This is a genomic window from Providencia sp. R33 (assembly GCF_019343475.1).
Taxonomy (GTDB): Bacteria; Pseudomonadota; Gammaproteobacteria; order Enterobacterales; family Enterobacteriaceae; genus Providencia.
In genome coordinates this window covers 3,448,250-3,474,955 of record NZ_CP072453.1, presented here as the reverse complement: position 1 = coordinate 3,474,955, position 26,706 = coordinate 3,448,250, and the positions used below count along the sequence as shown (strand labels likewise).

The window sequence follows — 26,706 nt, the reverse complement described above, 5'->3', positions numbered from 1 at the left end:
ATGCCAAATGAATCTACACCTGCAATTGAAAGTATTATTGTTTCGTTAAAACAAGAAAAAGTGATCGCCTATCCAACTGAAGCCGTTTTTGGTTTAGGTTGTGACCCTGATAGTGAAAAAGCGGTTCATCAACTTTTAGATCTTAAACAGCGCCCTTGGGAAAAAGGGTTGATTCTTATTGCTGATAATTATGAGCAATTAAAAGATTACATCGATGATGAACAATTAACGGAAGAACAAAAACAAGCAATGTTCGCGTCATGGCCAGGGCCGGTAACATGGGTGATCCCAGCTAAAGCGACAACACCTAAATGGTTAACTGGGCGGTTTGATACATTAGCCGTGAGAGTCACCGACCATGAACTTGTCAAAAAACTTTGTCGCCACTATGGTAAACCATTGGTATCAACAAGTGCCAATCTTAGTGGTTTTGAGCCATGCAGAACCACTGAAGAGGTAATTGCTCAGTTTAATGATAGAGTGCCTGTTCTTGATGGTTCGGTTGGTGGCCGTCAAAACCCATCTGAAATTAGGGATGCCAAAACAGGCGAATTGTATCGTAAAGGGTAAAATTAATGGAAATGTTTGCAGTTTTTGGAAATCCGATTCAACACAGTAAGTCTCCGTTTATACATAAAATGTTTGCAGAACAAATGGGGATCGTGCTTGAGTATGAAAAAATTTTAGCACCAATAGAAAACTTTGAAGAAAGTTTGGGCAGTTTTTTTTCACAAGGTGGAAAAGGTGCAAACATCACATTGCCATTTAAGGAGCGGGCTTTTTTAGCGGTTTCTGAGTTAACTGAACGGGCTCAAACTTGTGGTGCGGTCAACACAGTGATGAAACTCGATGACAACCGCCTACTGGGTGATAACACTGATGGTATGGGGTTATTGCTAGACCTACAACGTTTAGAGTTTGTGCATCCAAATAGCCGGGTACTTATCATCGGGGCTGGTGGAGCAACTCGAGGCGCGCTACTACCGCTTTTAGAGTTTGGTTGTGATATCACACTGACAAATAGAACATTTTCTAAAGTAGAAACTATAGTTAATGAATTCTTCTCATTAGGTAAGATCAGCGGAAGTGCGATCGAGCAGATCAGCTCAGCAAATTTTGATCTAATCATAAATGCAACATCATCGGGTGTTAGCGGAGAAATTCCTACAATTAACCCAAAGGTTTTTACGAAGGAAGTTGCTTGTTATGACATGTTTTATCAAGCGACATTAACGCCTTTCCTTGCGTTTGCGAGTCAACATCAGGTAACAAAGATTGCTGATGGGCTTGGAATGCTAGTTGGGCAAGCTGCATTTTCGTTTAAATTGTGGCACGGCGTTCTTCCTGAAATTACACCTGTTTTATCTGCTTTATATAAGGAATTAAAAGGGTGAATCAATTGATCCAATTCCCTGATAGGGAGGAATGGGATGAATCATCTGAGGTAGTGCGTTTTCCTGTGCTAATTAGCGGTTTATTAGCGGAATGCACTATTTCACAAACTCTTTTATTTCAACGATATGGAGAACAAGACGCGGCATTAGTGCTTTTCCAACAAAATCGCTGGGACATAGAAGAAGAGTTCGAAGCCTTAGTAGCCCAAGGCCTCGATGATGAAAATGGCGTTTACGTATTATCAGAGGATAGGTAATTATTTTTCCATTCAACATAATTATTGGCGGAATAACGTAAATGCGCGAGTTCAGCATCAGTCAGCTTCCTAATGGCTTTTGCTGGGCTTCCTGTATATAGATAGCCAGATTCTAAACGTTTTCCTTGGGTAACTAGACTGTTCGCACCAATCACAACATCATCTTCTATTATAGCTCCATCAATTACGATTGAACCCATTCCGACTAGTACTCTATTACCAATAGTACAGCCATGAAGCATAACTTTGTGCCCAACAGTGACATCTTCACCAATAATTAGTGGGTTTCCTTGTGGATTGCTGGCGGATTTATGGGTCACATGTAAGACAGAGCCATCTTGAATATTCGTACGAGCGCCAATAGCAATATAGTTAACATCTCCGCGTAAAACGGAAAGAGGCCAAATACTGACATCTTCAGCTAATCGTACATCGCCAATAATAACTGAAGATGGATCAATAAAGACCCGCGATTCAATTGAAGGATAGATGCCTAAGTAAGGTCGTAAAGGTTTGTTCATATCAATAACCATAAGAATGTAAAATAGAGAATAACAAGCAAATCATTAGCTCATTATGAGTCAATGTACTAAATAAGTAAGTCAAAGAAAGAATTATAGGTGCAAAACTGCTCTTTTTATAACCATTGTGAGGTTAAAAAAGGCAGAGTGGCTATTTTATCCCCAAACGGTGTTTTTTTTTTGAAAAAAAGGTTGTGTAATTCTGCGACCTCCCTATAATGCGCATCCGTTGTCACGGCAAACCGCTTCGGTGGTGAGGTTAGAAAAAGAAAGCCTTAAGCCAAACTTGAAAAAGTAAGTGATAACACGGTGTGAAGAAAGAAAAAGTTGAAAATAAATACTTGACTTTCTAAAAGAAAAACGTAATATACGTCACCTCGCAGCAACGACCCAGAAGGTCAAATTTCAATACGAAATGCTGCAACGCTCTTTAACAATTTATCAGACAATCTGTGTGGGCACTCACAGGACACTATCAAAAAAATATTTGATTTTAAGTCTTGAAGAGTGACTAACACGTTAATTCATATATATGAACTAATAGGTAATATGTTTTCGTAAGAAGACATACGACAGTAAACATTCTTTGAGCATCAAGCTTTTTAATTGAAGAGTTTGATCATGGCTCAGATTGAACGCTGGCGGCAGGCCTAACACATGCAAGTCGAGCGGTAACAGGGGAAGCTTGCTTCTCGCTGACGAGCGGCGGACGGGTGAGTAATGTATGGGGATCTGCCCGATAGAGGGGGATAACTACTGGAAACGGTGGCTAATACCGCATAATCTCTCAGGAGCAAAGCAGGGGAACTTCGGTCCTTGCGCTATCGGATGAACCCATATGGGATTAGCTAGTAGGTGAGGTAATGGCTCACCTAGGCGACGATCCCTAGCTGGTCTGAGAGGATGATCAGCCACACTGGGACTGAGACACGGCCCAGACTCCTACGGGAGGCAGCAGTGGGGAATATTGCACAATGGGCGCAAGCCTGATGCAGCCATGCCGCGTGTATGAAGAAGGCCCTAGGGTTGTAAAGTACTTTCAGTCGGGAGGAAGGCGTTGATGCTAATATCATCAACGATTGACGTTACCGACAGAAGAAGCACCGGCTAACTCCGTGCCAGCAGCCGCGGTAATACGGAGGGTGCAAGCGTTAATCGGAATTACTGGGCGTAAAGCGCACGCAGGCGGTTAATTAAGTTAGATGTGAAATCCCCGGGCTTAACCTGGGAATGGCATCTAAAACTGGTTAGCTAGAGTCTTGTAGAGGGGGGTAGAATTCCATGTGTAGCGGTGAAATGCGTAGAGATGTGGAGGAATACCGGTGGCGAAGGCGGCCCCCTGGACAAAGACTGACGCTCAGGTGCGAAAGCGTGGGGAGCAAACAGGATTAGATACCCTGGTAGTCCACGCTGTAAACGATGTCGATTTGAAGGTTGTTCCCTTGAGGAGTGGCTTTCGGAGCTAACGCGTTAAATCGACCGCCTGGGGAGTACGGCCGCAAGGTTAAAACTCAAATGAATTGACGGGGGCCCGCACAAGCGGTGGAGCATGTGGTTTAATTCGATGCAACGCGAAGAACCTTACCTACTCTTGACATCCAGAGAATTTAGCAGAGATGCTTTAGTGCCTTCGGGAACTCTGAGACAGGTGCTGCATGGCTGTCGTCAGCTCGTGTTGTGAAATGTTGGGTTAAGTCCCGCAACGAGCGCAACCCTTATCCTTTGTTGCCAGCACGTCATGGTGGGAACTCAAAGGAGACTGCCGGTGATAAACCGGAGGAAGGTGGGGATGACGTCAAGTCATCATGGCCCTTACGAGTAGGGCTACACACGTGCTACAATGGCGTATACAAAGAGAAGCGACCTCGCGAGAGCAAGCGGAACTCATAAAGTACGTCGTAGTCCGGATTGGAGTCTGCAACTCGACTCCATGAAGTCGGAATCGCTAGTAATCGTAGATCAGAATGCTACGGTGAATACGTTCCCGGGCCTTGTACACACCGCCCGTCACACCATGGGAGTGGGTTGCAAAAGAAGTAGGTAGCTTAACCTTCGGGAGGGCGCTTACCACTTTGTGATTCATGACTGGGGTGAAGTCGTAACAAGGTAACCGTAGGGGAACCTGCGGTTGGATCACCTCCTTACCATTGAAGTGTTTTTGTGAAGTGCTCACACAGATTGTCTGATAGAAAGTAGAGCAATAGGCTATACGTGGGAGACTTATTCGAGAGAATAGGACTTACATGAGATACCGCATGTTTTGTGCAATATCTTGTGTCCCCTTCGTCTAGAGGCCTAGGACACCGCCCTTTCACGGCGGTAACAGGGGTTCGAATCCCCTAGGGGACGCCAATTGCGCCGATATCGAGTGAAAGACGATGTCCCCAATAATGATTAAGCCAATTATGTAAATAGTTGGTTTAACAATTATGCTCTTTAACAATCTGGAACAAGCTGAAAATTGAAAACAACGCACATTGTTTATCGCTTAAACAATGTGAGAGTCTCTCAAAAATCTCAACTTGAAGATGTTGTCAACAGACACAAAGCCGTCGGGTTTTGCGTCGACCGACATAAAAGACACCTTCGGGTTGTGAGGTTAAGCGACTAAGCGTACACGGTGGATGCCTAGGCAATCAGAGGCGATGAAGGACGTGCTAATCTGCGAAAAGCGTCGGTAAGGTGATATGAACCGTTATAACCGACGATGTCCGAATGGGGAAACCCAGTGCAATTCGTTGCACTATCGTTTGATGAATACATAGTCAAACGAGGCGAACCGAGGGAACTGAAACATCTCAGTACCTCGAGGAAAAGAAATCAACCGAGATTCCCCTAGTAGCGGCGAGCGAACGGGGAGCAGCCCAGAGTCTTAATCAGCATTAGCATCAGGAGAACGGTCTGGAAAGGCCGGCAGTAAAGGGTGATAGCCCCGTATCCGAAGGTGTTAGTGTTGTGAACTCGACGAGTAGGGCGGGACACGTGTTATCCTGTCTGAATATGGGGGGACCATCCTCCAAGGCTAAATACTCCTGATTGACCGATAGTGAACCAGTACCGTGAGGGAAAGGCGAAAAGAACCCCGGCGAGGGGAGTGAAATAGAACCTGAAACCGTGTACGTACAAGCAGTGGGAGCCTTGATTTATCAGGGTGACTGCGTACCTTTTGTATAATGGGTCAGCGACTTATATTCTGTAGCAAGGTTAACCGTATAGGGGAGCCGTAGGGAAACCGAGTCTTAACTGGGCGAATGAGTTGCAGGGTATAGACCCGAAACCCGGTGATCTAGCCATGGGCAGGTTGAAGGTTGGGTAACACTAACTGGAGGACCGAACCGACTAATGTTGAAAAATTAGCGGATGACTTGTGGCTGGGGGTGAAAGGCCAATCAAACCGGGAGATAGCTGGTTCTCCCCGAAAGCTATTTAGGTAGCGCCTCGTGAACTCATCTTCGGGGGTAGAGCACTGTTTCGACTAGGGGGTCATCCCGACTTACCAACTCGATGCAAACTACGAATACCGAAGAATGTTATCACGGGAGACACACGGCGGGTGCTAACGTTCGTCGTGAAGAGGGAAACAACCCAGACCGCCAGCTAAGGTCCCAAAGTCATAGTTAAGTGGGAAACGAAGTGGGAAGGCTCAGACAGCCAGGATGTTGGCTTAGAAGCAGCCATCATTTAAAGAAAGCGTAATAGCTCACTGGTCGAGTCGGCCTGCGCGGAAGATGTAACGGGGCTAAACTATGCACCGAAGCTGCGGCAGCGATATGTAAATATTGTTGGGTAGGGGAGCGTTCTGTAAGCCTGTGAAGGTGTGCTGTGAGGCATGCTGGAGGTATCAGAAGTGCGAATGCTGACATAAGTAACGATAATGCGGGTGAAAAACCCGCACGCCGGAAGACCAAGGGTTCCTGTCCAACGTTAATCGGGGCAGGGTGAGTCGACCCCTAAGGCGAGGCAGAAATGCGTAGTCGATGGGAAACGGGTTAATATTCCCGTACTGGTGATAATTGCGATGGGGGGACGGAGAAGGTTAGGCTGGCCGGGCGACGGTTGTCCCGGTTTAAGGATGTAGGCAGGTGAATTAGGCAAATCCGGTTCACTATATGCTGAGGTCTGATGACGAGTCACTACGGTGGCGAAGTAGCTCATACCCCGCTTCCAGGAAAAGCCTCTAAGCTCTAGATTATCATTAATCGTACCCCAAACCGACACAGGTGGTCAGGTAGAGAATACTCAGGCGCTTGAGAGAACTCGGGTGAAGGAACTAGGCAAAATGGTGCCGTAACTTCGGGAGAAGGCACGCTGGCATTAGGTGAAGTGGTTTACCCATGGAGCTGAAGCCAGTCGCAGATACCAGCTGGCTGCAACTGTTTATTAAAAACACAGCACTGTGCAAACACGAAAGTGGACGTATACGGTGTGACGCCTGCCCGGTGCTGGAAGGTTAATTGATGGGGTTATCCGTAAGGAGAAGCTCTTGATCGAAGCCCCAGTAAACGGCGGCCGTAACTATAACGGTCCTAAGGTAGCGAAATTCCTTGTCGGGTAAGTTCCGACCTGCACGAATGGCGTAATGATGGCCAGGCTGTCTCCACCCGAGACTCAGTGAAATTGAACTCGCTGTGAAGATGCAGTGTACCCGCGGCAAGACGGAAAGACCCCGTGAACCTTTACTATAGCTTGACACTGAACATTGAGCCTTGATGTGTAGGATAGGTGGGAGGCTTCGAAGCGTGGACGCCAGTCTGCGTGGAGCCAACCTTGAAATACCACCCTTTAATGTTTGATGTTCTAACGTTGCCCCGTTATCCGGGGTGCGGACAGTGTCTGGTGGGTAGTTTGACTGGGGCGGTCTCCTCCCAAAGAGTAACGGAGGAGCACGAAGGTTGGCTAAGCATGGTCGGACATCATGCGGTTAGTGCAAAGGCATAAGCCAGCTTGACTGCGAGAGTGACGGCTCGAGCAGGTACGAAAGTAGGTCTTAGTGATCCGGTGGTTCTGAATGGAAGGGCCATCGCTCAACGGATAAAAGGTACTCCGGGGATAACAGGCTGATACCGCCCAAGAGTTCATATCGACGGCGGTGTTTGGCACCTCGATGTCGGCTCATCACATCCTGGGGCTGAAGTAGGTCCCAAGGGTACGGCTGTTCGCCGTTTAAAGTGGTACGCGAGCTGGGTTTAGAACGTCGTGAGACAGTTCGGTCCCTATCTGCCGTGGGCGTTGGAAGATTGAAAGGGGCTGCTCCTAGTACGAGAGGACCGGAGTGGACGCACCACTGGTGTTCGGGTTGTCATGCCAATGGCATTGCCCGGTAGCTAAGTGCGGAAAAGATAACCGCTGAAAGCATCTAAGCGGGAAACTTGCCTTGAGATGAGTCTTCCCTGACCCTTTAAGGGTCCTAAAGGAACGTTTAAGACTAAGACGTTGATAGGTTGGGTGTGTAAGCGTAGCGATACGTTGAGCTAACCAATACTAATGAACCGTGAGGCTTAACCTGACAACACCGAAGGTGTTTTAGAGAGATTGAGTTGATTTTCAAAGAACGTGAGAAGCCGAAAGGCGAAGGACACACAGCTTGTTCAAGATTGAAGTTCTGGTTTAGTGAGAAATAACGCTAAACGGGAACGAACCGAATTTGTCTGGCGGCAATAGCGCGGTGGTCCCACCTGACCCCATGCCGAACTCAGCAGTGAAACGCCGTAGCGCCGATGGTAGTGTGGGGTCTCCCCATGTGAGAGTAGGGAACTGCCAGACATTAAATTAAAGTCTTATTGTGAGTGATTCATGATAAGCAGCCGAAAGGCGAAAGAATAAGTGGAGCGGTAGTTCAGTTGGTTAGAATACCTGCCTGTCACGCAGGGGGTCGCGGGTTCGAGTCCCGTCCGTTCCGCCACTTAATTTAGGGGCGTAGTTCAATTGGTAGAGCACCGGTCTCCAAAACCGGGTGTTGGGAGTTCGAGTCTCTCCGCCCCTGCCAGTTACCAATTAAGTAATAATAAAAGAAGTATCTATTGATAACCCGGTTATATTAATCGGGTTTTTCTTTATCTAAATTTTGTGAATATCCTTGTAATATTTCTCCTCATTTATAATAGCCCATCTTGTATACTGAAAATTCATTTCAAAGTAACATCTAACAGCCCCTTGTGTTTAGTCCTTTAATTAGATAATTCCATTACGTTATTATACGATTCTACTCTTGCTTACTTCACTTTTGATATATTTACGTTGGTATATTTTTTGCTAAAAGGATTCAGAAACTAAAATTAAGAGGATGAGATGATTACAGTTAATTTGCTTTTATTTTTGAATAAAACAGATTTTAGGCTCTATTCTAAGCATTTTTGATCCCACCTCAAGCGGGGGAATATATCTTAGTATGTTTAATACAATCAGCACTAAACAGAACGAGAATGCTTTCTCATCCAGTTTAGTTAGCTATGTGTAATAGCGCATTTTTTATTGGTGTTTTAATCAATTGATTAATAAGAGCCTGCTGATCATTTTTTTGTAGCCATACTGCATATAGAGGCTTGCTTATAGGGGATTCTGACAGCGTTTTAAGTGCTGGATACTGATGTATCCAATGAGCGGGTAAAAATGCCGCTGAAAGAGATACAGGAAGTAATTGACGTGTAATATGGGCCGAGGTTGTGATCATCACGGGTGTATCATCTTGAGTTAGTGCGGATTCATTTTTTGGATGGAAATCAGCTCCCCACTCTAGTTTTATATAATTGTAATTTGTCAGAGCAATATTTTTTTGCGAAGCCATTAGTTGAAGCTCGATAGTTCCAATAATCGTACTTTCGAATTCATCCATTTTTGGTGGTTCGGTGGCGATGAGTAAATCTAGTTCTCTTGAGTGTAATTGTTTTACGAGTGACTGGCGGGTAGAAACGCGAGCCTCTAATCGTAATTCATCATGTTGAGTATAAAGATCTTCCACCCAATCAGTGAGGTAGCCTTCCCATAAGGAAGCGGTAGCACCGATTGAAAGCTCAGTATGTTGCGATGCATGAGAAATTTCTTTTTTGGCTTGTAGCCAGGTGTTCATTAAAGACTCAGCATATGGCACTAATCGCTCGCCAGCTGCAGTTAATCGAATATTATTTCTATGGCGAGTGAATAAACTGGTACCCAGTTGAGTTTCTAACTGTCGGATACGAAAGCTGACAGCAGATTGCGTTAAGTAGAGTGATTCAGCTGCTCTACCGAAGTGCCTAGTCTTGCTAACCTCTAAAAAAGTTCTCAATAACTCGCTGTCCACATACATCTCCAATTATTTTTGTCGTGATGATTTAAATGTTTTGTTTTACAGATTGTCAATGCTGTCTAATACTCCGCGCCATATAGAGTTTGACTGCAATAAGTTAGGAGTGTGTCAGATGGCAGATAGCTTCATCACGACTAATCGTTTTTTCGATAATAAGCATTACCCACGTGGCTTTTCTCGTCATGGTGATTTCACCATTAAAGAAGCTCAGTTGCTTGAGCGCCTAGGCCAAGCTTTTAATGAGCTTGATACAGGTAAACGAGCTGCACAAACTGACGAGGAAAAACTCTTCGTTGCTGTTTGCCGCGGTGAGCGCGAGCCTGTTACTCCAGAAGAAAAAGTTTGGGTAAAATACTCTAGTCGTATTAATCGTCCAAAACGCTTCCATACGTTATCTGGTGGTAAACCACAGATAGATCCATCGGAAGACTATACTGATACAGATGACTAATATTACCATCGTATAAGATAAGGGACTTCGGTCCCTTTATGTTTTACGGTAAGTAACATTTTATTTCTCCTCCGCTCAGCTTACTTGTTTTTGCAAATGAAGCAATAACTTATCCATTGCTCTGTATCCAAGAGCTTCTAATAAATGCCCTCGCTCAATATTTGAACATTCATTGAGATCCGCAATAGTTCGAGAAATTTTTAAGATCTTATGCCAAGCTCGGATTGAAAGGCCTAATTTGTTGAGCGCATGTTCTAAAAATAAAGCGTCCTTAGCATTGAGTGAGCAAAACTGTATAATTTCCTTCGATGTTAGTAAGTTATTGATTTTACCTGCCCGAGCTAACTGTTTATCCCTCGCGTAAATAACACGTTGCTGTACTTGTTCGCTGGTTTCTCCTTGATAGTTTGGGTTACTGAGTGAACCGATAGGCAATAGAGGGATTTCAATGGAGAGGTCAAAGCGGTCTAATAATGGCCCAGAAAGGCGGGAAAGATAGCGTAAAATACATATTGGTGAGGAACGGCTTGCTTCCCCTTGATAGTGCCCTGTCGGGCTTGGGTTTAATGCGGCGATAAGTTGAAAATTAGCGGGATAGCAGACTTTTGCTTTCGTTCTAGAGATACAGACTTCCCTTGATTCGAGAGGCTCCCTCAAAGAATCTAAAACAGCGCGACTAAATTCAGGTAATTCATCTAAAAATAAAATACCGTGATGTGCGAGAGATATTTCGCCTGGTTTTGGAAGAGAGCCTCCACCAATTAGCGCTGCGACAGATGCGCTATGATGAGGGGCTCTAAACGGCCTCGTTGGCCAATCTATAGCACTTTGAGTAATCTGACTTAAACTATGCAGTGAAGCGACATCTAGCGCTTCCTGAGGTGTAAGAGCGGGTAATAATGTAATGAGCCGACTCGCTAACATGGTTTTACCTGTTCCAGGTGGACCTAAAAGTAGTAAATGGTGCCCTCCTGCAGCGCAAATTTCGAGTGCTCGCTTTCCTTGTTCCTGCCCAATAATATCGTTGATATCATCGTCATTTTTCATTGATGGATTTGGTTGATTTATTTGGCAGTTAAATTCGAGTTCATTGCCCCCATTAAAATAATGGCAAAGCTCTAATAGAGAGCTTGCAAACTGAACGCTATTATCTGGTAATAAATTTAATTGGTGTTGATTTTTAGCCGAAATAATTAATGTTCGTTGTTGTTTTAATGCGGCTTGAGCAGCTGAAATTGCGCTGTTGACGTAACGTATATCGCCGGAAAGTGCGAGTTCACCTAAAAATTCATGCTTTTTTAAAGCCTCGTGTGAAATCTGCCCTGATGATGCGAGTATAGCAATCGCAATTGCAAGGTCGTAGCGGCCGCTCTCTTTTGGTAAATCAGCTGGTGCTAAATTTACTGTTATTTTTTTTGCTGGGTATTCAAACCCACTATTTAATAATGCACTTCTGACCCTATCCCTCGATTCTTTGACCGCAGTTTCGGGCAAACCAACTAATGTTAGTCCTGGAAGCCCATTACTAATATGTGCTTCAACGGTGACAAGTGGTGCCTCCATGCCTATCGAAGCTCTAGTGTAAACAATCGCTAGTGCCATAAAACCTCCGATACAATTAACAGAGTAATATTCTGTTAAACACTGACTGATTTTTAACACATGAAAATGATATTTGCGAAGCGACTCGACAATTTACTTGTGTAGTTACTTATCTGTTTCATTTTTTTGGGAAGGGCTTTTAGAAGTTGATATATCTAGGCTTGAGGTTATTTGAGAAGTAGCACATTTTAATGGGGCTTTGGATAAGGTTAAGAAAAAATGACTAATTAGGAGAGGTGCTATCAAGTCATTTACATGAAAATGTAATGGAGGATGCAGCTGATTATGCTGTCAAAATCATAGGTAATTACTGCCTTACGGTTTATTTACTAGTGTATTATTTTGTTTTTTATTTAACTTGTTGATTTTATTAAAGACAAACATTTTGAAAATAAATAAAGTAAATAAAAGTTGTCAAAGTAATTTTAAAATGATACCTCTTAATAAGGACAACAAATAAAAGTTAAAAAAGCAAAACACATGAACGCATTTATCCAAGCAGTTAGCCTAATTATTATTAGCGTGGTGGTGATTATTATCCCACCGTGCGGGGCTGCACTTGGACGACGAAGGCTAAAATAACAGCCAGATCTTACGAGAACCCCGCACCGAAAGGCGCGGGGTTTTTTTTGACACAAAATTTGTTAATCCCAAAAAATATATAAAACATAATAAATACAAACAGATAAAAAGTAGGCAGACAGGAGAAAAGCATGAACGGAGCACAATGGTTAGTTCAAGCGTTGCGAACTCAGGGGGTTGATACTGTTTTTGGCTACCCTGGTGGCGCAATCATGCCAGTTTATGATGCATTGTATGATGGTGGCGTAGAGCATTTGCTGTGCAGGCATGAACAAGGTGCAGTCATTGCAGCAATTGGTTATGCACGCTCGACGGGTAAAACTGGGGTTTGTATCGCAACATCTGGGCCTGGTGCAACAAACGTAATCACTGGATTAGCGGATGCATTGTTAGACTCCGTCCCTGTTGTTGCTATCACAGGGCAAGTGGCTTCTGAATTTATCGGTACAGATGCTTTTCAGGAAATTGACGTTTTAGGTTTATCTCTGGCTTGTACAAAACACAGCTTTTTAGTTGAATCGATAGAAGATTTGCCTCGCATTCTTGCTGAAGCTTTCGCAATCGCAAATAGTGGGCGTCCTGGACCTGTACTGATTGATATTCCGAAAGATATTCAGCTGCAACACGCAGAGCTCTCACCTTTTTTAATGCCAGTAGAGCAAGAATTTTCATCCCCAGAAGCTGAGATACAGCAAGCAAGAACCTTGTTAGAGCAATCGGAGAAACCGATGTTGTATATCGGTGGCGGTGTTGGGATGTCAGGTGCTGTTTCTGAATTAAGGGAATTTATTACTTATACTGGGTTGCCTTCTGTTTCAACATTAAAAGGCTTAGGTGCCGTCGACCCAAAAGATGGGAATTACCTAGGAATGTTAGGAATGCATGGTACAAAAGCTGCCAACATTTCCGTTCAACGATGTGATTTGCTTATTGCCGTTGGGGCGCGTTTTGATGACCGTGTAACGGGGAAATTAAATACCTTTGCGCCGAATGCTAAAGTCATTCATATCGATATTGACCACGTCGAGTTGGATAAATTACGCCAAACCCATGTAGCCTTACACGGTGATGCAAAAGCGTTATTACCAAAATTAATGTTGAAAAAATCAATTGCGCCATGGCAATCCGAAGTCCAACAGTTAAAAGCAGAGTTTGGTTGGCGTTATGACCACCCTGGCGAGCCTATTTATGCCCCACTATTATTGAAACAACTGTCCGATAAAATGAAGCCAAACACGGTTGTGACAACGGATGTTGGGCAACATCAAATGTGGTCAGCACAGCATATTACGGTAGATGCCCCTGAAAACTTCTTAACATCAAGTGGGTTGGGTACGATGGGATTCGGTGTTCCTGCCGCGATCGGAGCGCAAGTTGCTAGGCCGGAAGATACGGTTGTTTGTGTATCGGGTGATGGCTCATTCATGATGAATGTCCAAGAATTAGGCACCATCAAGCGTAAACAATTACCTGTCAAAATTCTTTTATTGGATAACCAACGTTTAGGCATGGTTCGCCAATGGCAAGAGTTGTTCTTTGAACAACGTTATAGCGAAACGATTTTAACGGATAACCCCGATTTTGTTGCTTTAGCGAGTGCGTTCGGCATTAAAGGGCAGCGTATTACAAATAAATCGCAAGTAAATGCAGCATTAGATGAATTATTGAATAGCGAAGGTGCCTACTTATTACAGGTATCAATTAATGAATTAGAAAACGTCTGGCCGTTGGTTCCACCAGGGGCAAGTAATGAAAAAATGATGGAGAAACCATTATGATGCAACATAAACTCTCGATATTGGCCCGTTTCCGTCCTGAGGTTTTAGAGCGTATATTAAGGGTCACTCGCCATCGTGGATTTAAGATAAATGCCATGAATATGGGGCAATCACCAGATGGCGATAATGTTAATATTGAATTGACTGTAAGTAGTCAGAGGCCGTTAACCCAGCTTTGTGCTCAGTTAACTAAGCTTTCTGACATTACAGAAGTTGAAGTGCTACAACAAGAATCACGACTATTACGCACACAAAGTGCAATGTAAGGAAGATAAAAATGACTAAGAAAGCTGACTTTATTTGGTTTAACGGTGAAATGACGCCATGGGCTGATGCAAAGGTTCATGTAATGTCTCATGCTCTGCATTATGGTACATCAGTGTTTGAAGGCGTCCGTTGCTATGATTCTCACAAAGGACCTGTGGTTTTCCGCCACCGTGAGCACATGCAACGTTTGCACGATTCTGCAAAAATTTACCGTATGCCTGTCAGCTACAGCGTAGAAGAGTTAATGGAAGCTTGTCGTGCGACTTTACGCAAAAATAACTTAGTCAGCGCATACATCCGCCCATTAGTATTTATCGGTGATGTCGGTATGGGAGTTAACCCACCAGATGGTTATAACACTGATGTCATCTTAGCGGCTTTCCCTTGGGGCGCTTATTTAGGCGAAGAAGCCTTAGACCAAGGTATTGATGCGATGGTGTCTTCTTGGAACCGTGTTGCACCGAATACTATCCCTACAGGTGCAAAAGCGGGTGGTAACTACTTATCATCGTTATTAGTGGGTAGCGAAGCACGCCGTCATGGTTATCAAGAAGGTATTGCACTAGACGTTCATGGGTATCTCTCTGAAGGCGCGGGTGAAAATATTTTTGAAGTGAAAGATGGAATTTTATATACGCCTCCGTTCACATCATCAGCATTACCAGGCATTACCCGTGATGCCATTTTAACCTTAGCAAAAGATATGGGCATCGAAGTTCGTGAGCAAACATTATCACGCGAATCCCTATACCTTGCTGATGAAGTCTTTATGACAGGCACCGCAGCAGAAATTACCCCTGTACGCAGCGTTGATGGTATTCAAGTTGGTATTGGTCGTTGTGGCCCAGTTACTAAACAAATTCAGCAAGCATTCTTCGGTTTATTTAATGGTACAACGGAAGACAAATGGGGCTGGTTAGATCCAGTAAACCCTTAATAACTAAATTGAAATAGATGTTACAGGCGGACGTTCCCCGCCTGTTTTAAACACGGGAGTTAAAGATATGCCTAAGTACCGTTCAGCAACAACAACTCATGGTCGTAACATGGCGGGTGCGCGCGCATTGTGGCGTGCAACTGGAATGACCGATGCTGATTTTGGAAAACCCATTATTGCAGTTGTGAACTCATTTACTCAGTTTGTGCCTGGTCACGTACATTTACGCGATCTTGGTAAACTGGTTGCAGAGCAAATTGAAAACGCAGGTGGCGTAGCAAAAGAGTTTAATACAATTGCGGTTGATGATGGGATTGCCATGGGGCATGGCGGAATGCTGTATTCCTTACCTTCCCGTGAATTAATTGCCGATTCTGTCGAATACATGGTCAATGCACACTGTGCAGACGCCATGGTGTGTATTTCTAACTGCGATAAAATCACCCCAGGTATGTTAATGGCGTCATTACGCCTCAATATCCCAGTTATTTTTGTGTCTGGTGGCCCGATGGAAGCAGGGAAAACCAAGCTTTCAAACCAAATCATTAAATTGGATCTCGTTGATGCGATGATCCAAGGGGCAAACCCGAATGTGAGTGATGCGGATAGCGAACAAATCGAACGTTCAGCTTGCCCAACCTGTGGTTCATGTTCTGGTATGTTCACTGCAAACTCAATGAACTGTTTAACTGAAGCATTAGGTTTATCTCAGCCGGGTAATGGCTCGTTATTAGCCACTCATGCAGACCGCGAAACCTTATTTATCAACGCAGGTAAGCGTATTGTCGAGTTAACGAAACGCTATTACGAAAAAGATGACGAAAGCGCGTTGCCTCGCAATATTGCGAATAAAGCGGCGTTTGAAAATGCGATGACCCTTGATATCGCGATGGGTGGTTCGACAAATACCGTTCTTCACTTGCTGGCGGCGGCACAAGAAGCTGATATTGATTTTACGATGGAAGACATCGACCGCTTATCTCGCAAAGTCCCGCATTTATGCAAAGTGGCACCAAGTACACAGAAATACCATATGGAAGATGTTCACCGTGCAGGGGGCGTCATTGGTATTTTAGGTGAATTGAGCCGAGCAGGTTTACTGCAAGAAAATGTCACCAATATTTTAGGTCTGACTTTCCAAGAAACATTGGCGCAATATGATGTCATGTTAACGAAAGACGAAAGTGTTAAGTCTATGTTTTCCGCAGGGCCTGCGGGTATTCGTACCACCAAAGCGTTTTCACAAAATTGCCGTTGGCCGTCGCTGGATACTGACCGTGAAAATGGCTGTATTCGTAATATTGAGAATGCGTATAGCTTGGATGGTGGTCTGGCCGTACTGTCTGGAAATATTGCAGAAGATGGTTGTATCGTCAAAACGGCTGGTGTTGATGAAGGTAGTTTAACGTTCCGTGGCCCTGCAAAAGTATTTGAAAGCCAAGATGATGCGGTTGAATCAATCTTAGGTGGTAAAGTCGTTGAAGGTGATGTGGTAGTGATCCGCTACGAAGGGCCAAAAGGTGGACCAGGAATGCAGGAAATGCTGTACCCAACGTCTTACCTGAAATCAATGGGATTGGGTAAAAGCTGCGCACTTATCACTGATGGCCGTTTCTCAGGCGGTAGTTCAGGGCTGTCAATTGGGCATATTTCACCTGAAGCAGCAAGTGGCGGCTTATTAGCATTGGTTCAAGATGGCGATATTATTGATATCAATATTCCAAAAAGAACAATGGTGCTGGATGTCAGTGAAAGTGAGCTTAACCAACGCCGTGAAGCTGAATTAGCCCGTGGTGATAAAGCCTTTACACCACGTGACCGTCAGCGCGAAGTCTCTTTTGCTCTGCGTGCCTACGCTTCCTTAGCAACCAGCGCAGATAAAGGCGCTGTACGCGATAAGTCGAAATTAGGGGGCTGATGTGGCAGCGGCAAAACCATTACCCGCAGCACCGACAAGTGCTGATTATTTAAAGGCGGCGCTGAGTGCGCCAGTCTATGAGGCGGCTCAAGTTACGCCACTTCAGCAAATGGATAAAATATCTGCACGTTTAGGCAATACGATTTTGGTTAAGCGCGAAGACAGGCAGCCTGTACACAGCTTTAAGCTACGTGGGGCTTACGCCATGATTGCCACGTTGACGGAAGAGCAAAAAGCCAAAGGCGTTGTAACTGCATCGGCAGGAAACCATGCACAAGGTGTTGCGCTGTCAGCAAGCCGCGTTGGTGTTAAAGCCAAAATTGTCATGCCTGTAGCAACGGCGGATATCAAAGTGGATGCAGTTCGTAGCTTTGGTGGCGAAGCCATTTTACACGGCGCGAATTTTGATGAGGCAAAAGCCAAAGCGATCGCTATGGCGGCAGAGGAGGGCTATACCTTTGTCCCGCCTTTTGACCACCCATCGGTGATTGCTGGGCAAGCGACGATTGCGTTGGAATTATTACAGCAAGACGTACATCTAGACCGTATCTTCATCCCAGTTGGTGGTGGCGGCTTAATCGCTGGCGTGGCAGTTATCATCAAACAATTGATGCCTGAAATTAAAATCATTGGCGTTGAAGCGGAAGATGCAGCGTGTTTGAAAGCCGCGTTAGAAGCAGGCCACCCCGTTGATTTGCCGCGCGTCGGTTTATTTGCGGAAGGTGTTGCCGTTAAGCGTATCGGTGATGAAACGTTTAGACTGTGCCAACAATATGTTGATGATGTTATCACGGTAGATAGCGACTCTATCTGCGCAGCATTGAAAGATATTTTTGAAGATGTCCGTGCAATTGCCGAGCCGTCAGGCGCTTTGGCACTCGCAGGGCTGAAGAAATATGTCCAACAGCATAATATTAAAGGTGAGCGTTTAGCGCATATCCTGTCAGGCGCGAATATGAATTTCCACGGGCTGCGTTATGTCTCTGAGCGCTGTGAGATTGGTGAACAACGCGAAGCGCTGCTGGCGGTGACGATCCCTGAGCAAAAAGGCAGTTTCTTACGCTTTTGCCAGCTATTAGGGCACCGTGCTATCACTGAGTTTAATTACCGTTATACGGATGCAGACCCTGAACGCGCCTGTATTTTTGTTGGGGTGCGCTTAAGTGGTCGTGACGGTGAGCGTGCAGAAATTATTCAAGAGCTCAGAAGTAATGGCTATGACGTGGATGATTTATCTGATGATGAAATGGCGAAGCTTCATGTGCGTTATATGATTGGTGGCCGTCCATCCAAACCATTAGATGAAAGACTGTATAGTTTTGAGTTTCCGGAGTCTCCAGGGGCATTGCTGCGATTTTTAGAGACGCTCGGAACGCACTGGAATATTACGCTTTTTCATTACCGTAGCCATGGCACGGATTATGGGCGAGTGCTGGCAGCGTTTGAACTTGCAGGGCCTGAAGTGCGTTTTGATAGGCACCTTGATGCGCTAGGATATGAGTACCACGATGAGACAGGCAACCCTTCTTTTCGTTTTTTCCTAGCACCACAAGATAGCCAAAAAACCTTAGATTGAGTTGTCTGGGAGTAATTCCCAAAACGCTTTAATGAGCGGCTCACTTAGGCGTTTGCTGAGTAGGCAAACGCCGAGTTCAAAGGGTTCCACCATCGAAATATTATCTAGTTGTGAAATACGGCTACGAACAGGCTCGGGGCTGTTATCCACTACCACACTTGGGATCAAGGCGATACCACAACCAAGCGCGACCATCGATACAATCGCTTCATGGCCAGATACCGTCGCGTAAATAACAGGGTTATTGATGTGATGGCGGCGAAACCATAGTTCGATACGTTTTCGTGATGGACCGTGTTCCGGCAGAATAAACGGCACCGTTGACCAATCAGGTTCAGCTTCTGTCACCATCGACCGTACAGTGCAAGGCAATGATGGCGCAATGAGCACCAATGGAATTTCGCCAATTTTGGTGAAACGCACATTATCAGGTAAACGCTCTGGCTTGCCAGCAATACCAAGGTCTGCCTCGTGGGTCTCCACTTTTTCAACCGCATCTGCGGCATCTCCAGTGGTGAGCTTTATTTCGACTAACGGGTGTAAAGCACGGAATTTATCTAAAACTTGTGGTAAATGACTGTACGCGGCAGTGACTGAGCAAAAAAGATGCAGCTCGCCACTCAGTGATGGGCTTTGCTGATTAAGGGCATGCTGTAGTTGCTGATATTGCAACAAGGTTTGCTGTGCAAATTGTTTTAGGTGCTCCCCCGCTTGTGTGAGTTTTACCGAACGGTTATCACGGACAAACAACGGGTGACCCAGTTGCTCTTCTAGGCGCTGGATTTGCCGAGATAACGTTGAGGGGCTGACATGCATGGCTTTAGAGGTACGGCCAAAGTGGCAGCTCTGTGCTAAATGCAAAAAAAGTTTCAGATCACGAATATCCATTCTGCCCTCGGATAAAGTCATTAACTACGTTGCGAATATTGCAACATTGTATTGTTAATATATCAATTTAAGCAATGCGAAACATCGCATATAGTAAATCCATAAACGCTTAAAAATAAGCGACAGGCAAATTGATTGCCTGACATAACGAACACAACAGAACAATGGAGTATGACAATGGCGAATTATTTTAACACATTGAATTTGCGTGAGCAGTTAGCTCAGTTAGGCAAGTGCCGCTTTATGAAACGTGAAGAATTTGCGGATGAAGCTGGCTACCTGAAAGGGAAAAAAATCGTCATCGTCGGTTGTGGTGCACAAGGTCTGAACCAAGGCCTGAACATGCGTGACTCTGGTTTAGATATCGCTTATGCATTACGTGCAGAAGCTATCAGTGAAAAACGTGCTTCATGGCGCAAAGCCACTGAAAACGGCTTTAAAGTTGGCACGTATGAAGAATTGATCCCAACGGCAGACTTAGTTGTTAACTTAACGCCAGACAAACAACACTCTACCGTTGTTCGTGCTGTTCAGCCTATGATGAAACAAGGTGCAGCACTGGGTTATTCACACGGTTTCAACATTGTTGAGGTTGGTGAAGAAATCCGTAAAGATATTACTGTTGTGATGGTTGCTCCAAAATGCCCAGGTACGGAAGTTCGTGAAGAATACAAACGTGGATTTGGTGTTCCAACTCTGATTGCTGTTCACCCAGAAAATGATCCGAAAGGTGAGGGGATGGCGATTGCTAAAGCATGGGCAGCTGCCACAGGTGGCCATCGTGCAGGTGTTTTGGAATCTTCATTTGTTGCTGAAGTTAAGTCTGACCTGATGGGTGAGCAAACCATTCTGTGTGGTATGTTGCAAGCAGGCGCATTACTGAGCTACGACAAAATGGTTGCAGACGGTGTTGAGCCAGGCTATGCCGGTAAATTGATTCAGTTTGGCTGGGAAACTATCACAGAAGCGCTGAAACAAGGTGGTATCACGCTGATGATGGATCGTTTATCTAACCCTGCGAAAGTCCGCGCATATGCGTTGTCTGAGCAACTGAAAACTATCATGGCACCACTGTTCCAAAAACACATGGATGACATCATTTCAGGTGAGTTCTCATCAACCATGATGGCTGACTGGGCAAATGATGATAAAAACCTGCTGACATGGCGTGAAGAGACAGGCCAATCTGCATTTGAAAATTACCCTGAATATGCAGGAAAAATCGCAGAGCAAGAGTATTTCGACCACGGCGTTCTGTTAGTTGCGATGGTTAAAGCAGGTGTTGAATTAGCGTTCGATACTATGTTAGAAGCGGGTATCTTAGAAGAATCAGCATACTACGAGTCTCTACATGAACTGCCACTGATTGCGAACACCATTGCGCGTAAGCGTTTATATGAAATGAACGTGGTTATTTCAGACACGGCGGAATATGGTAACTACCTGTTCTCATTTGCAGCTGTGCCGATGCTGAAAGACTTCATGACCAAGTTACAAGCGGGTGATTTAGCGAAGTCAGTTGCTGATAATGGTACAGATAACGCACAGTTACGTGATATCAATGAAGCAATCCGTAATCATCCTATCGAGAAAATCGGTAAGACGTTACGTGGTTATATGACGGATATGAAGAAAATTTCAGTTGGAAGTTAATTTTTCGTCACTCTTCGCGTGATAGGTGCGTTGGCTACATGTTGCCACCCAAGTCACATACTTAATGTATGCTCCTTGGGATAACCTAATTTTTCGTCACTCTTCGCGTGATAGGTGCGTTGGCTACATGTTGCTACCCAAGTCACATACTAATGTATGCTCCTTGGGATAGCACCACTTGCCGCCTTCCTCTAACGCGAATAGCTTAGAAAAATGCATTGATGTAGTAAAAGAAAGAACAAAAAAACAAAGCAAGCCATGTCGTTCTGATGAATGATGTGGTTTTTTGTTTTGGTCTATAGGTGCGTTGGCTACATGTTGCTATCCAAGTCACATACTTAATGTATGCTCCTTGGGATAACCTAATTTTTCGTTACTCTTCGCGTGATAGGTGCGTTGGCTACATGTTGCTACCCAAGTCACATACTAATGTATGCTCCTTGGGATAGCAGCACTTGCCGCCTGTCTCTAACGCGAATAGCTTAGAAAAATGCATTGATGTAGTAAAAGAAAGAACAAAAAAACAAAGCAAGCCATGTCGTTCTGATGAATGATGTGGTTTTTTGTTTTTTATAAATAGAAGGGATCGTTGCTCAAGAGTTGGTTGGGTTTCTGCTACAATCTGTAGCGAGTTCCATTTTGAATAACTAAGTGATGTAGAGAAACCATGCGATTAAACCCAGGCCAGCAACAGGCAGTTGAATTTGTCGATGGCCCTTGTCTTGTATTGGCAGGGGCTGGATCAGGTAAAACCCGTGTTATTACCAACAAAATTGCACACTTGATCCGCCAATGTGGTTATCAACCACGGCAAATTGCCGCTGTCACTTTTACCAATAAAGCCGCACGCGAAATGAAAGAGCGTGTCGCACAAACATTAGGTAAAAAAGAGGCGCGTGGGCTTATCATTTCAACCTTCCATACATTAGGTTTGGAAATTATTAAGCGTGAATATAAAGCGCTAGGTATTAAAGCCAATTTTTCACTATTTGATGACCAAGACCAAATGGCATTGCTCAAAGAGCTAACGTTTGATTTACTTGAAGAAGATAAAGATCTGCTACAGCAGTTGATCTCTGCGATCTCAAACTGGAAAAACGATCTTATCTCGCCACAACAAGTTGTCGGGCAGGCTCGAACGGAAAAAGAGCACCATTTTGCAGAGTGTTACCGCCGTTATGAATTACATTTAAAAAGCTGCAACGTGCTGGACTTTGATGACCTGATCAGCAAGCCAACACTTCTGTTGTATCAAAATGAAGAAGTACGTGAGCGCTGGCAGCAAAAAATTCGTTATTTGCTGGTGGATGAATACCAAGATACCAACACTAGCCAATATCAACTGGTGAAATTGCTGGTGGGGCAACGTGCTCGCTTTACGGTGGTTGGGGATGACGACCAATCTATTTACTCATGGCGTGGCGCAAGGCCGCAAAACTTGGTGCTACTTAGCCAAGATTTTCCTAAGTTAAACGTGATTAAGCTTGAGCAAAATTATCGTTCTTCAGGGCGTATTTTAAAAGCGGCGAATATCTTAATTGCGAACAACCCCCATGTATTTGAAAAGAAATTGTTCTCTGAGCTGGGTTATGGCGTGCCATTAAAAGTTTTAACGGCAAATAATGAAGATCATGAAGCGGAGCGGGTGATTGGTGAACTTATCGCTCATCACTTTATCAACAAAACGGAATATAAAGATTATGCGATTTTATATCGAGGTAATCACCAGTCCCGTATTTTTGAAAAAATGTTGATGCAAAACCGTATACCATATCGTATCTCCGGCGGTACTTCATTTTTCTCACGTCCTGAAATTAAAGATTTACTGGCTTATTTGCGAGTGCTGACTAACCCTGAGGATGACAGTGCTTTTTTACGCATTGTGAACACACCACGCCGGGAAATTGGTCCAAAAACCATTCAAAAATTGGGTGAGTGGGCGAATCAACGGGGGAAAAGCTTATACCAAGCCAGTTTTGATTTAGGACTAGAGCAAACCCTAAAAGGTAAAGGATTAGAAGCACTACAGCGGTTTACTCAGTGGATGGACAGTATCGTTCGAACATCAGAGCGGGAGCCACTGATTGCGGTACGCGATTTACTGCGTGAAATGGATTACGAAAGTTGGTTGTATGAAACATCAACCAGTACCAAAGCCGCTGAAATGCGGATGAAAAACGTCAACCAATTGTTTACTTGGATGAGTGAGATGGTGGAAGGGGATGAATTAAACGACCCGATGACGCTTAGCCAAGTGGTCACTCGTTTTACATTACGCGATATGATGGAGCGCGGGGAAGATGATGAAGAATCTGACCAAGTTCAGCTAATGACTCTGCATGCATCTAAAGGCCTTGAATTCCCTTATGTTTTTTTGGTTGGTATGGAAGAAGGATTGTTACCACACCAAAGTAGTATTGACGAAAATAATATTGATGAAGAACGCCGTTTAGCGTATGTGGGGATCACTCGAGCACAAAGAGAGTTATTTTTCACGCATTGCCGCGAACGTCGTCAATATGGAGAGTTAATTCGCCCTGAGCTGAGTCGCTTCTTGCTTGAGTTGCCGCAAGATGACCTTGAATGGGAGCAACAGCGAAAAGTGGTTAGCGCCGAAGAGCGCATGCAAAAAGGGCAATCTGCACTCGCTGATATTAAAGCGCGGCTAGGGTTAAGTAAGAAAAGTGATTGATAACAATTAGTTGAATTTCCACACTAGAATGGCTCTAGTGTGGAATAGCTTAGCAATTCGAACTGTTACGTTCTTCTAGCTCTAATACCCAGTTCACATAACCTTGCCATTGAACTTCCTGCTGCAAGTTTTCTGCGCGCAGTGGATGCTCAGATAACCAGTGGTATGGCAGCATAATGGTGAGTCTGTCTGTGCTGACATTTAGCCTTAAGGCCGGTAATGTATCATCACGTCGGCGGCTTGCAAAAATAATGGCTAATCGAAGCAAACGACACAAATAGTAGGCTTGTTGCACAGGCAGAGCATTTTGTTGGCTGAGAGGCGCTAAATCGACAGGGCCTTGCTGATTTTTTAACAACGCCGCCAATAACCGTTTTTGAGCTGGTGTATAGCCAGGTAAATCCAAGTGAGTGATCAAGTAGCTGGCGTGCTCAGGGCCCCTACGAAAATCGACACTCAGGCCAATTTCATGCAATGCACAGGCGCTTGATAATAAATCGCGGCAACGAGTATCTAATTGCCAATCTTTTGCAACTTGCAGGTAAAAATATTCAGCTAATTGGCGAACACGGCTAGCTTGTTCGATATCCACTTGGAAACGGCGCTGGATATTGCGTACGGTGCGAGCACGAATATCTTGCTCAATCGGCAATTCCAGCATGCCATAAACCAAACCTTCTCGCAGAGCACCGCCAGCAAGTGTCATGTTATCGATATTTAACGCTTCAAATATGGCAATTAAAATCGATAAGCCACTCGGGAAAACCAGTGCCCGTTCAAACGTTAAGCCTTCAATTTCAAGCTCTTCAAGTTTTTGGCACAAAATGGCTTTGCGTTTTAGCTGCTGCAATTTAGGTAAGGTGATAAGTTCATCCATGCCTTGTGCAATCATGATTTCTTGGATTGCTTGCACAGTACCTGACGCGCCAACACAGATTTTCCAACCGTGAGTTTTTAAGGCTTCAGCAACAGGCTCGATCACTTTTTTTGCGGCGGCTTGGGCGGCTGAGAAATTTTCTTCCGTTAAGCTTCTATCACTAAAGTAGCGCTCAAGCCACGTGACACAACCCATTTCAAGGCTGTAGAGTTGCTCCGCTTTTGCGCCAGTTCCTGTCACAAGCTCGGTACTCCCTCCACCAATATCCACCACCAAGCGTTGGTCGGGGCCACCTGTCGTATGTGCGACGCCTTGGTAAATTAAGCGAGCTTCTTCTTCCCCTTGAATGACTTTAACGGAGTTTCCTAGGATTTTACTGGCTTTTTCGATGAAAATGTCAGCATTTTTTGCTAAACGCAGTGTTGCAGTCGCGACAACACGAATTTGTGTGTTCGGAATATCTTGTAGATGTTCCGAAAAAAGTCGTAAGCATTGCCAACCACGTTCCATTGCTTGCTCAGAAAGAAGGTTATTTTTATCTAACCCAGCAGCAAGGCGAACTTTCCGCTTAACCCTAGAAATAACCTGTATGCTGCCAGCTGTTTCACGTACAACAAGCATGTGAAAACTGTTTGAGCCTAAATCGATAGCAGCATAGAGAGAAGAAGATTTCAGCATAGCGTTTTTACTCAGCCTGGACGTTTATGGTTATTACGCGGACCATTGTGGCGACGCGGTGCATTTGAATTGCGACGCTGGCCTCCAGGGCGTGGGCGATGACGGCGTTTAGGTGCTGGTAAGTCACTCAATAACGCATCGCTGTTATATTTGCTCACAGGGATCGAATGTTGAATGTACTCTTCGATAGCAGGCAAGTTAAGCGCATATTCTTCACAAGCCAGACTAATTGAGTTACCACTTTCCCCAGCACGGCCAGTTCGGCCAATACGGTGAACGTAATCTTCACAGTCGTCAGGTAAGTCATAGTTAAAGACGTGAGTCACAGATGGAATGTGTAATCCACGTGCTGCAACGTCAGTAGCGACTAAAATGTCCAGCTCGCCTTGTGTGAATTGCTCTAAAATACGTAAACGTTTTTTCTGTGCAACATCACCTGTCAATAAGCCAACACGGTGACCGTCAGCCGCTAAATGCGCCCAAACATCATCACAGCGGTGCTTCGTGTTAGCAAAAATAATGCAGCGCTCAGGCCACTCTTCTTCGAGTAGGGTCTGTAGCAAACGCATTTTTTCTTCGTTAGAAGGGTAAAATAACTCTTCTTTAATACGATGGCCGGTTTTTTGTAGAGGCTCGACCTCAACATATTCAGGGTTATTCATTTGCTCAAAGGCAAGTTCTCTTACGCGATAAGACAACGTCGCAGAGAATAGCAGGTTCAGTCTGTCCGCAGCCCCTGGCATACGACGGAATAACCAACGAATATCTTTAATAAAACCAAGGTCGTACATACGGTCAGCTTCATCAAGCACGACGACTTGAATCGCAGCTAAGTCCACATGGCCTTGTTTTGCATAATCAATAAGGCGGCCTGTCGTTCCAATAAGGATGTCGACACCGTTTTGTAACACTTTTAGCTGCTCATCATAGCCATCACCGCCATAAGCGAGACCCATTTTCAGACCCGTGTATTCTGCCAATTCTTTGGCATCAGAGTAGATCTGAACAGCTAATTCACGAGTCGGCGCCATCATGAGTGCACGCGGCTGATTCGCTTTTTTCCCTTCGATAGCAGGGTGGGTTAATAGATAATGAAACGTTGACGTTAAGAATGCTAACGTTTTACCTGTACCTGTTTGCGCTTGTCCCGCAACGTCTTTGCCTTCGACAGTGAAAGGCAACGTTGACGCCTGTATTGGCGTGCAATAATTGAAGCCTTTCTTGTTCAGAGCTTCAATGACTTTAGGGTGCAATGCGAAGTCGGAAAACTTCTTTTCTGTCAAGTGTGCTTTACTCATAGTATGTTAGAATATCAGTTAACGGTTGGTTTACGAAAGTGTATCTTTTGAA

The 26,706-nt window shown here is 44.6% G+C and carries 18 protein-coding genes, 3 tRNA genes and 3 rRNA genes; 18 read left to right on the top strand and 6 right to left on the bottom strand.

Annotated elements, in window-relative coordinates; translation table 11 throughout:
• From tsaC to J6836_RS16250, 3 genes are read left to right on the top strand one after another with little or no spacing between them, the layout of a single operon-like run.
• Positions 1–570 (top strand): L-threonylcarbamoyladenylate synthase type 1 TsaC, encoded by a 570-nt coding sequence (tsaC, locus tag J6836_RS16260; protein ID WP_219244991.1) that lies wholly within the window; start codon positions 1–3, stop codon positions 568–570.
• Positions 571–575: 5 nt separating this feature from the next.
• Positions 576–1,394, top strand: coding sequence for a shikimate dehydrogenase (gene aroE, locus J6836_RS16255; protein ID WP_219244990.1), 819 nt, complete (start codon positions 576–578; stop codon positions 1,392–1,394).
• Complete coding sequence (locus J6836_RS16250) at positions 1,391–1,651, top strand: DUF1488 domain-containing protein (RefSeq protein WP_219244989.1); 261 nt, start codon at positions 1,391–1,393, stop codon at positions 1,649–1,651. The genes aroE and J6836_RS16250 overlap by 4 nt, the downstream gene beginning before the upstream one ends.
• Here J6836_RS16250 and J6836_RS16245 read toward each other — a convergent pair.
• Complete coding sequence (locus J6836_RS16245) at positions 1,627–2,172, bottom strand: gamma carbonic anhydrase family protein (RefSeq protein ID WP_219244988.1); 546 nt, start codon at positions 2,170–2,172, stop codon at positions 1,627–1,629. The two genes, J6836_RS16250 and J6836_RS16245, sit on opposite strands and share 25 nt — an antisense overlap.
• A 603-nt stretch (positions 2,173–2,775) precedes the next feature.
• On the opposite strand from J6836_RS16245, the gene J6836_RS16240 reads away from it, so the two are divergent.
• The 6 genes from J6836_RS16240 to J6836_RS16215 all read left to right on the top strand — a co-directional run bounded on the left by J6836_RS16240 (position 2,776) and on the right by J6836_RS16215 (position 8,158).
• Positions 2,776–4,316, top strand: a 16S ribosomal RNA gene (locus J6836_RS16240).
• A 132-nt stretch (positions 4,317–4,448) separates the two neighbouring features.
• Positions 4,449–4,524, top strand: a tRNA-Glu gene (locus tag J6836_RS16235).
• Positions 4,525–4,769: 245 nt separating this feature from the next.
• Positions 4,770–7,678: ribosomal RNA gene (locus J6836_RS16230) — 23S ribosomal RNA — on the top strand.
• Between the two features lie 141 nt (positions 7,679–7,819).
• Positions 7,820–7,935, top strand: a 5S ribosomal RNA gene (gene rrf / locus J6836_RS16225).
• Together the 16S, 23S and 5S rRNA genes with 3 tRNA genes alongside form the textbook arrangement of a ribosomal RNA operon.
• Positions 7,936–7,997: 62 nt before the next feature.
• A tRNA-Asp gene (locus J6836_RS16220) sits at positions 7,998–8,074 on the top strand.
• 8 nt (positions 8,075–8,082) lie between these two features.
• A tRNA-Trp gene (locus J6836_RS16215) sits at positions 8,083–8,158 on the top strand.
• Between the two features lie 453 nt (positions 8,159–8,611).
• On the opposite strand, the gene hdfR is transcribed toward J6836_RS16215, so the two are convergent.
• Entirely contained in the window at positions 8,612–9,457 is an 846-nt protein-coding gene (gene hdfR, locus J6836_RS16210) for an HTH-type transcriptional regulator HdfR (protein WP_219244987.1), read from the bottom strand.
• Between the two features lie 112 nt (positions 9,458–9,569).
• Between hdfR and J6836_RS16205 the strand changes: the two genes are divergently transcribed.
• Positions 9,570–9,908, top strand: a complete 339-nt coding sequence (locus J6836_RS16205; protein WP_206083048.1) for a DUF413 domain-containing protein — start codon at positions 9,570–9,572, stop codon at positions 9,906–9,908.
• A 75-nt stretch (positions 9,909–9,983) separates the two neighbouring features.
• Here J6836_RS16205 and J6836_RS16200 read toward each other — a convergent pair whose 3' ends face one another.
• Positions 9,984–11,510, bottom strand: a complete 1,527-nt coding sequence (locus J6836_RS16200; RefSeq protein WP_219244986.1) for a YifB family Mg chelatase-like AAA ATPase — start codon at positions 11,508–11,510, stop codon at positions 9,984–9,986.
• A gap of 480 nt (positions 11,511–11,990) precedes the next feature.
• On the opposite strand from J6836_RS16200, the gene ilvL reads away from it, so the two are divergent.
• The 6 genes from ilvL (at position 11,991) to ilvA (ending at position 18,568) form a co-directional block, all read left to right on the top strand.
• Positions 11,991–12,092, top strand: a complete 102-nt coding sequence (ilvL, locus tag J6836_RS16195; RefSeq protein ID WP_071524553.1) for an ilv operon leader peptide — start codon at positions 11,991–11,993, stop codon at positions 12,090–12,092.
• Positions 12,093–12,223: 131 nt separating this feature from the next.
• Complete coding sequence (gene ilvG, locus J6836_RS16190) at positions 12,224–13,870, top strand: acetolactate synthase 2 catalytic subunit (RefSeq protein WP_219244985.1); 1,647 nt, start codon at positions 12,224–12,226, stop codon at positions 13,868–13,870.
• Positions 13,867–14,136, top strand: coding sequence for an acetolactate synthase 2 small subunit (gene ilvM, locus J6836_RS16185; RefSeq protein WP_219244984.1), 270 nt, complete (start codon positions 13,867–13,869; stop codon positions 14,134–14,136). The genes ilvG and ilvM overlap by 4 nt, the downstream gene beginning before the upstream one ends.
• Positions 14,137–14,147: 11 nt before the next feature.
• Positions 14,148–15,074: a branched-chain amino acid transaminase gene (locus tag J6836_RS16180; RefSeq protein WP_219244983.1), complete on the top strand. Its 927-nt coding sequence runs from the start codon at positions 14,148–14,150 to the stop codon at positions 15,072–15,074.
• 67 nt (positions 15,075–15,141) lie between these two features.
• Positions 15,142–16,992 carry a dihydroxy-acid dehydratase gene (ilvD, locus tag J6836_RS16175; protein WP_219244982.1) on the top strand — a complete coding sequence of 617 codons (1,851 nt, stop codon included), beginning with the start codon at positions 15,142–15,144 and terminating at the stop codon, positions 16,990–16,992.
• Between the two features lies 1 nt (position 16,993).
• Positions 16,994–18,568, top strand: coding sequence for a threonine ammonia-lyase, biosynthetic (ilvA, locus tag J6836_RS16170; RefSeq protein ID WP_219244981.1), 1,575 nt, complete (start codon positions 16,994–16,996; stop codon positions 18,566–18,568).
• Here ilvA and ilvY read toward each other — a convergent pair.
• Positions 18,560–19,456 (bottom strand): HTH-type transcriptional activator IlvY, encoded by an 897-nt coding sequence (gene ilvY, locus J6836_RS16165; protein ID WP_219244980.1) that lies wholly within the window; start codon positions 19,454–19,456, stop codon positions 18,560–18,562. The two genes, ilvA and ilvY, sit on opposite strands and share 9 nt — an antisense overlap.
• Positions 19,457–19,633: 177 nt before the next feature.
• Between ilvY and ilvC the strand changes: the two genes are divergently transcribed.
• Both ilvC and rep read left to right on the top strand, forming a co-directional pair.
• Positions 19,634–21,109 (top strand): ketol-acid reductoisomerase, encoded by a 1,476-nt coding sequence (gene ilvC / locus J6836_RS16160; RefSeq protein ID WP_219244979.1) that lies wholly within the window; start codon positions 19,634–19,636, stop codon positions 21,107–21,109.
• Between the two features lie 667 nt (positions 21,110–21,776).
• Entirely contained in the window at positions 21,777–23,801 is a 2,025-nt protein-coding gene (gene rep / locus J6836_RS16155; protein ID WP_219244978.1) for a DNA helicase Rep, read from the top strand.
• A 49-nt stretch (positions 23,802–23,850) separates the two neighbouring features.
• Here rep and gppA read toward each other — a convergent pair whose 3' ends face one another.
• Positions 23,851–25,356 carry a guanosine-5'-triphosphate,3'-diphosphate diphosphatase gene (gene gppA / locus J6836_RS16150; RefSeq protein ID WP_219244977.1) on the bottom strand — a complete coding sequence of 502 codons (1,506 nt, stop codon included), beginning with the start codon at positions 25,354–25,356 and terminating at the stop codon, positions 23,851–23,853.
• 11 nt (positions 25,357–25,367) lie between these two features.
• Positions 25,368–26,654: an ATP-dependent RNA helicase RhlB gene (gene rhlB, locus J6836_RS16145; RefSeq protein WP_219244976.1), complete on the bottom strand. Its 1,287-nt coding sequence runs from the start codon at positions 26,652–26,654 to the stop codon at positions 25,368–25,370.
• Between the last annotated feature and the right edge of the window lie 52 nt (positions 26,655–26,706).

Excerpts from the sequence above, each read along its gene's own strand:
- rhlB (WP_219244976.1), bottom strand. The coding sequence starts at position 26,654 with ATGAGTAAAGCACACTTGACAGAAAAGAAGTTTTCCGACTTCGCATTG.
- hdfR (WP_219244987.1), bottom strand. The coding sequence starts at position 9,457 with ATGTATGTGGACAGCGAGTTATTGAGAACTTTTTTAGAGGTTAGCAAG.
- ilvM (WP_219244984.1), top strand. The coding sequence starts at position 13,867 with ATGATGCAACATAAACTCTCGATATTGGCCCGTTTCCGTCCTGAGGTT.
- gppA (WP_219244977.1), bottom strand. The coding sequence starts at position 25,356 with ATGCTGAAATCTTCTTCTCTCTATGCTGCTATCGATTTAGGCTCAAAC.
- J6836_RS16245 (WP_219244988.1), bottom strand. The coding sequence starts at position 2,172 with ATGAACAAACCTTTACGACCTTACTTAGGCATCTATCCTTCAATTGAA.
- J6836_RS16205 (WP_206083048.1), top strand. The coding sequence starts at position 9,570 with ATGGCAGATAGCTTCATCACGACTAATCGTTTTTTCGATAATAAGCAT.
- rep (WP_219244978.1), top strand. The coding sequence starts at position 21,777 with ATGCGATTAAACCCAGGCCAGCAACAGGCAGTTGAATTTGTCGATGGC.
- aroE (WP_219244990.1), top strand. The coding sequence starts at position 576 with ATGGAAATGTTTGCAGTTTTTGGAAATCCGATTCAACACAGTAAGTCT.
- tsaC (WP_219244991.1), top strand. The coding sequence starts at position 1 with ATGCCAAATGAATCTACACCTGCAATTGAAAGTATTATTGTTTCGTTA.
- J6836_RS16200 (WP_219244986.1), bottom strand. The coding sequence starts at position 11,510 with ATGGCACTAGCGATTGTTTACACTAGAGCTTCGATAGGCATGGAGGCA.
- ilvC (WP_219244979.1), top strand. The coding sequence starts at position 19,634 with ATGGCGAATTATTTTAACACATTGAATTTGCGTGAGCAGTTAGCTCAG.
- ilvG (WP_219244985.1), top strand. The coding sequence starts at position 12,224 with ATGAACGGAGCACAATGGTTAGTTCAAGCGTTGCGAACTCAGGGGGTT.
- ilvY (WP_219244980.1), bottom strand. The coding sequence starts at position 19,456 with ATGGATATTCGTGATCTGAAACTTTTTTTGCATTTAGCACAGAGCTGC.
- ilvD (WP_219244982.1), top strand. The coding sequence starts at position 15,142 with ATGCCTAAGTACCGTTCAGCAACAACAACTCATGGTCGTAACATGGCG.
- ilvL (WP_071524553.1), top strand. The coding sequence starts at position 11,991 with ATGAACGCATTTATCCAAGCAGTTAGCCTAATTATTATTAGCGTGGTG.
- J6836_RS16180 (WP_219244983.1), top strand. The coding sequence starts at position 14,148 with ATGACTAAGAAAGCTGACTTTATTTGGTTTAACGGTGAAATGACGCCA.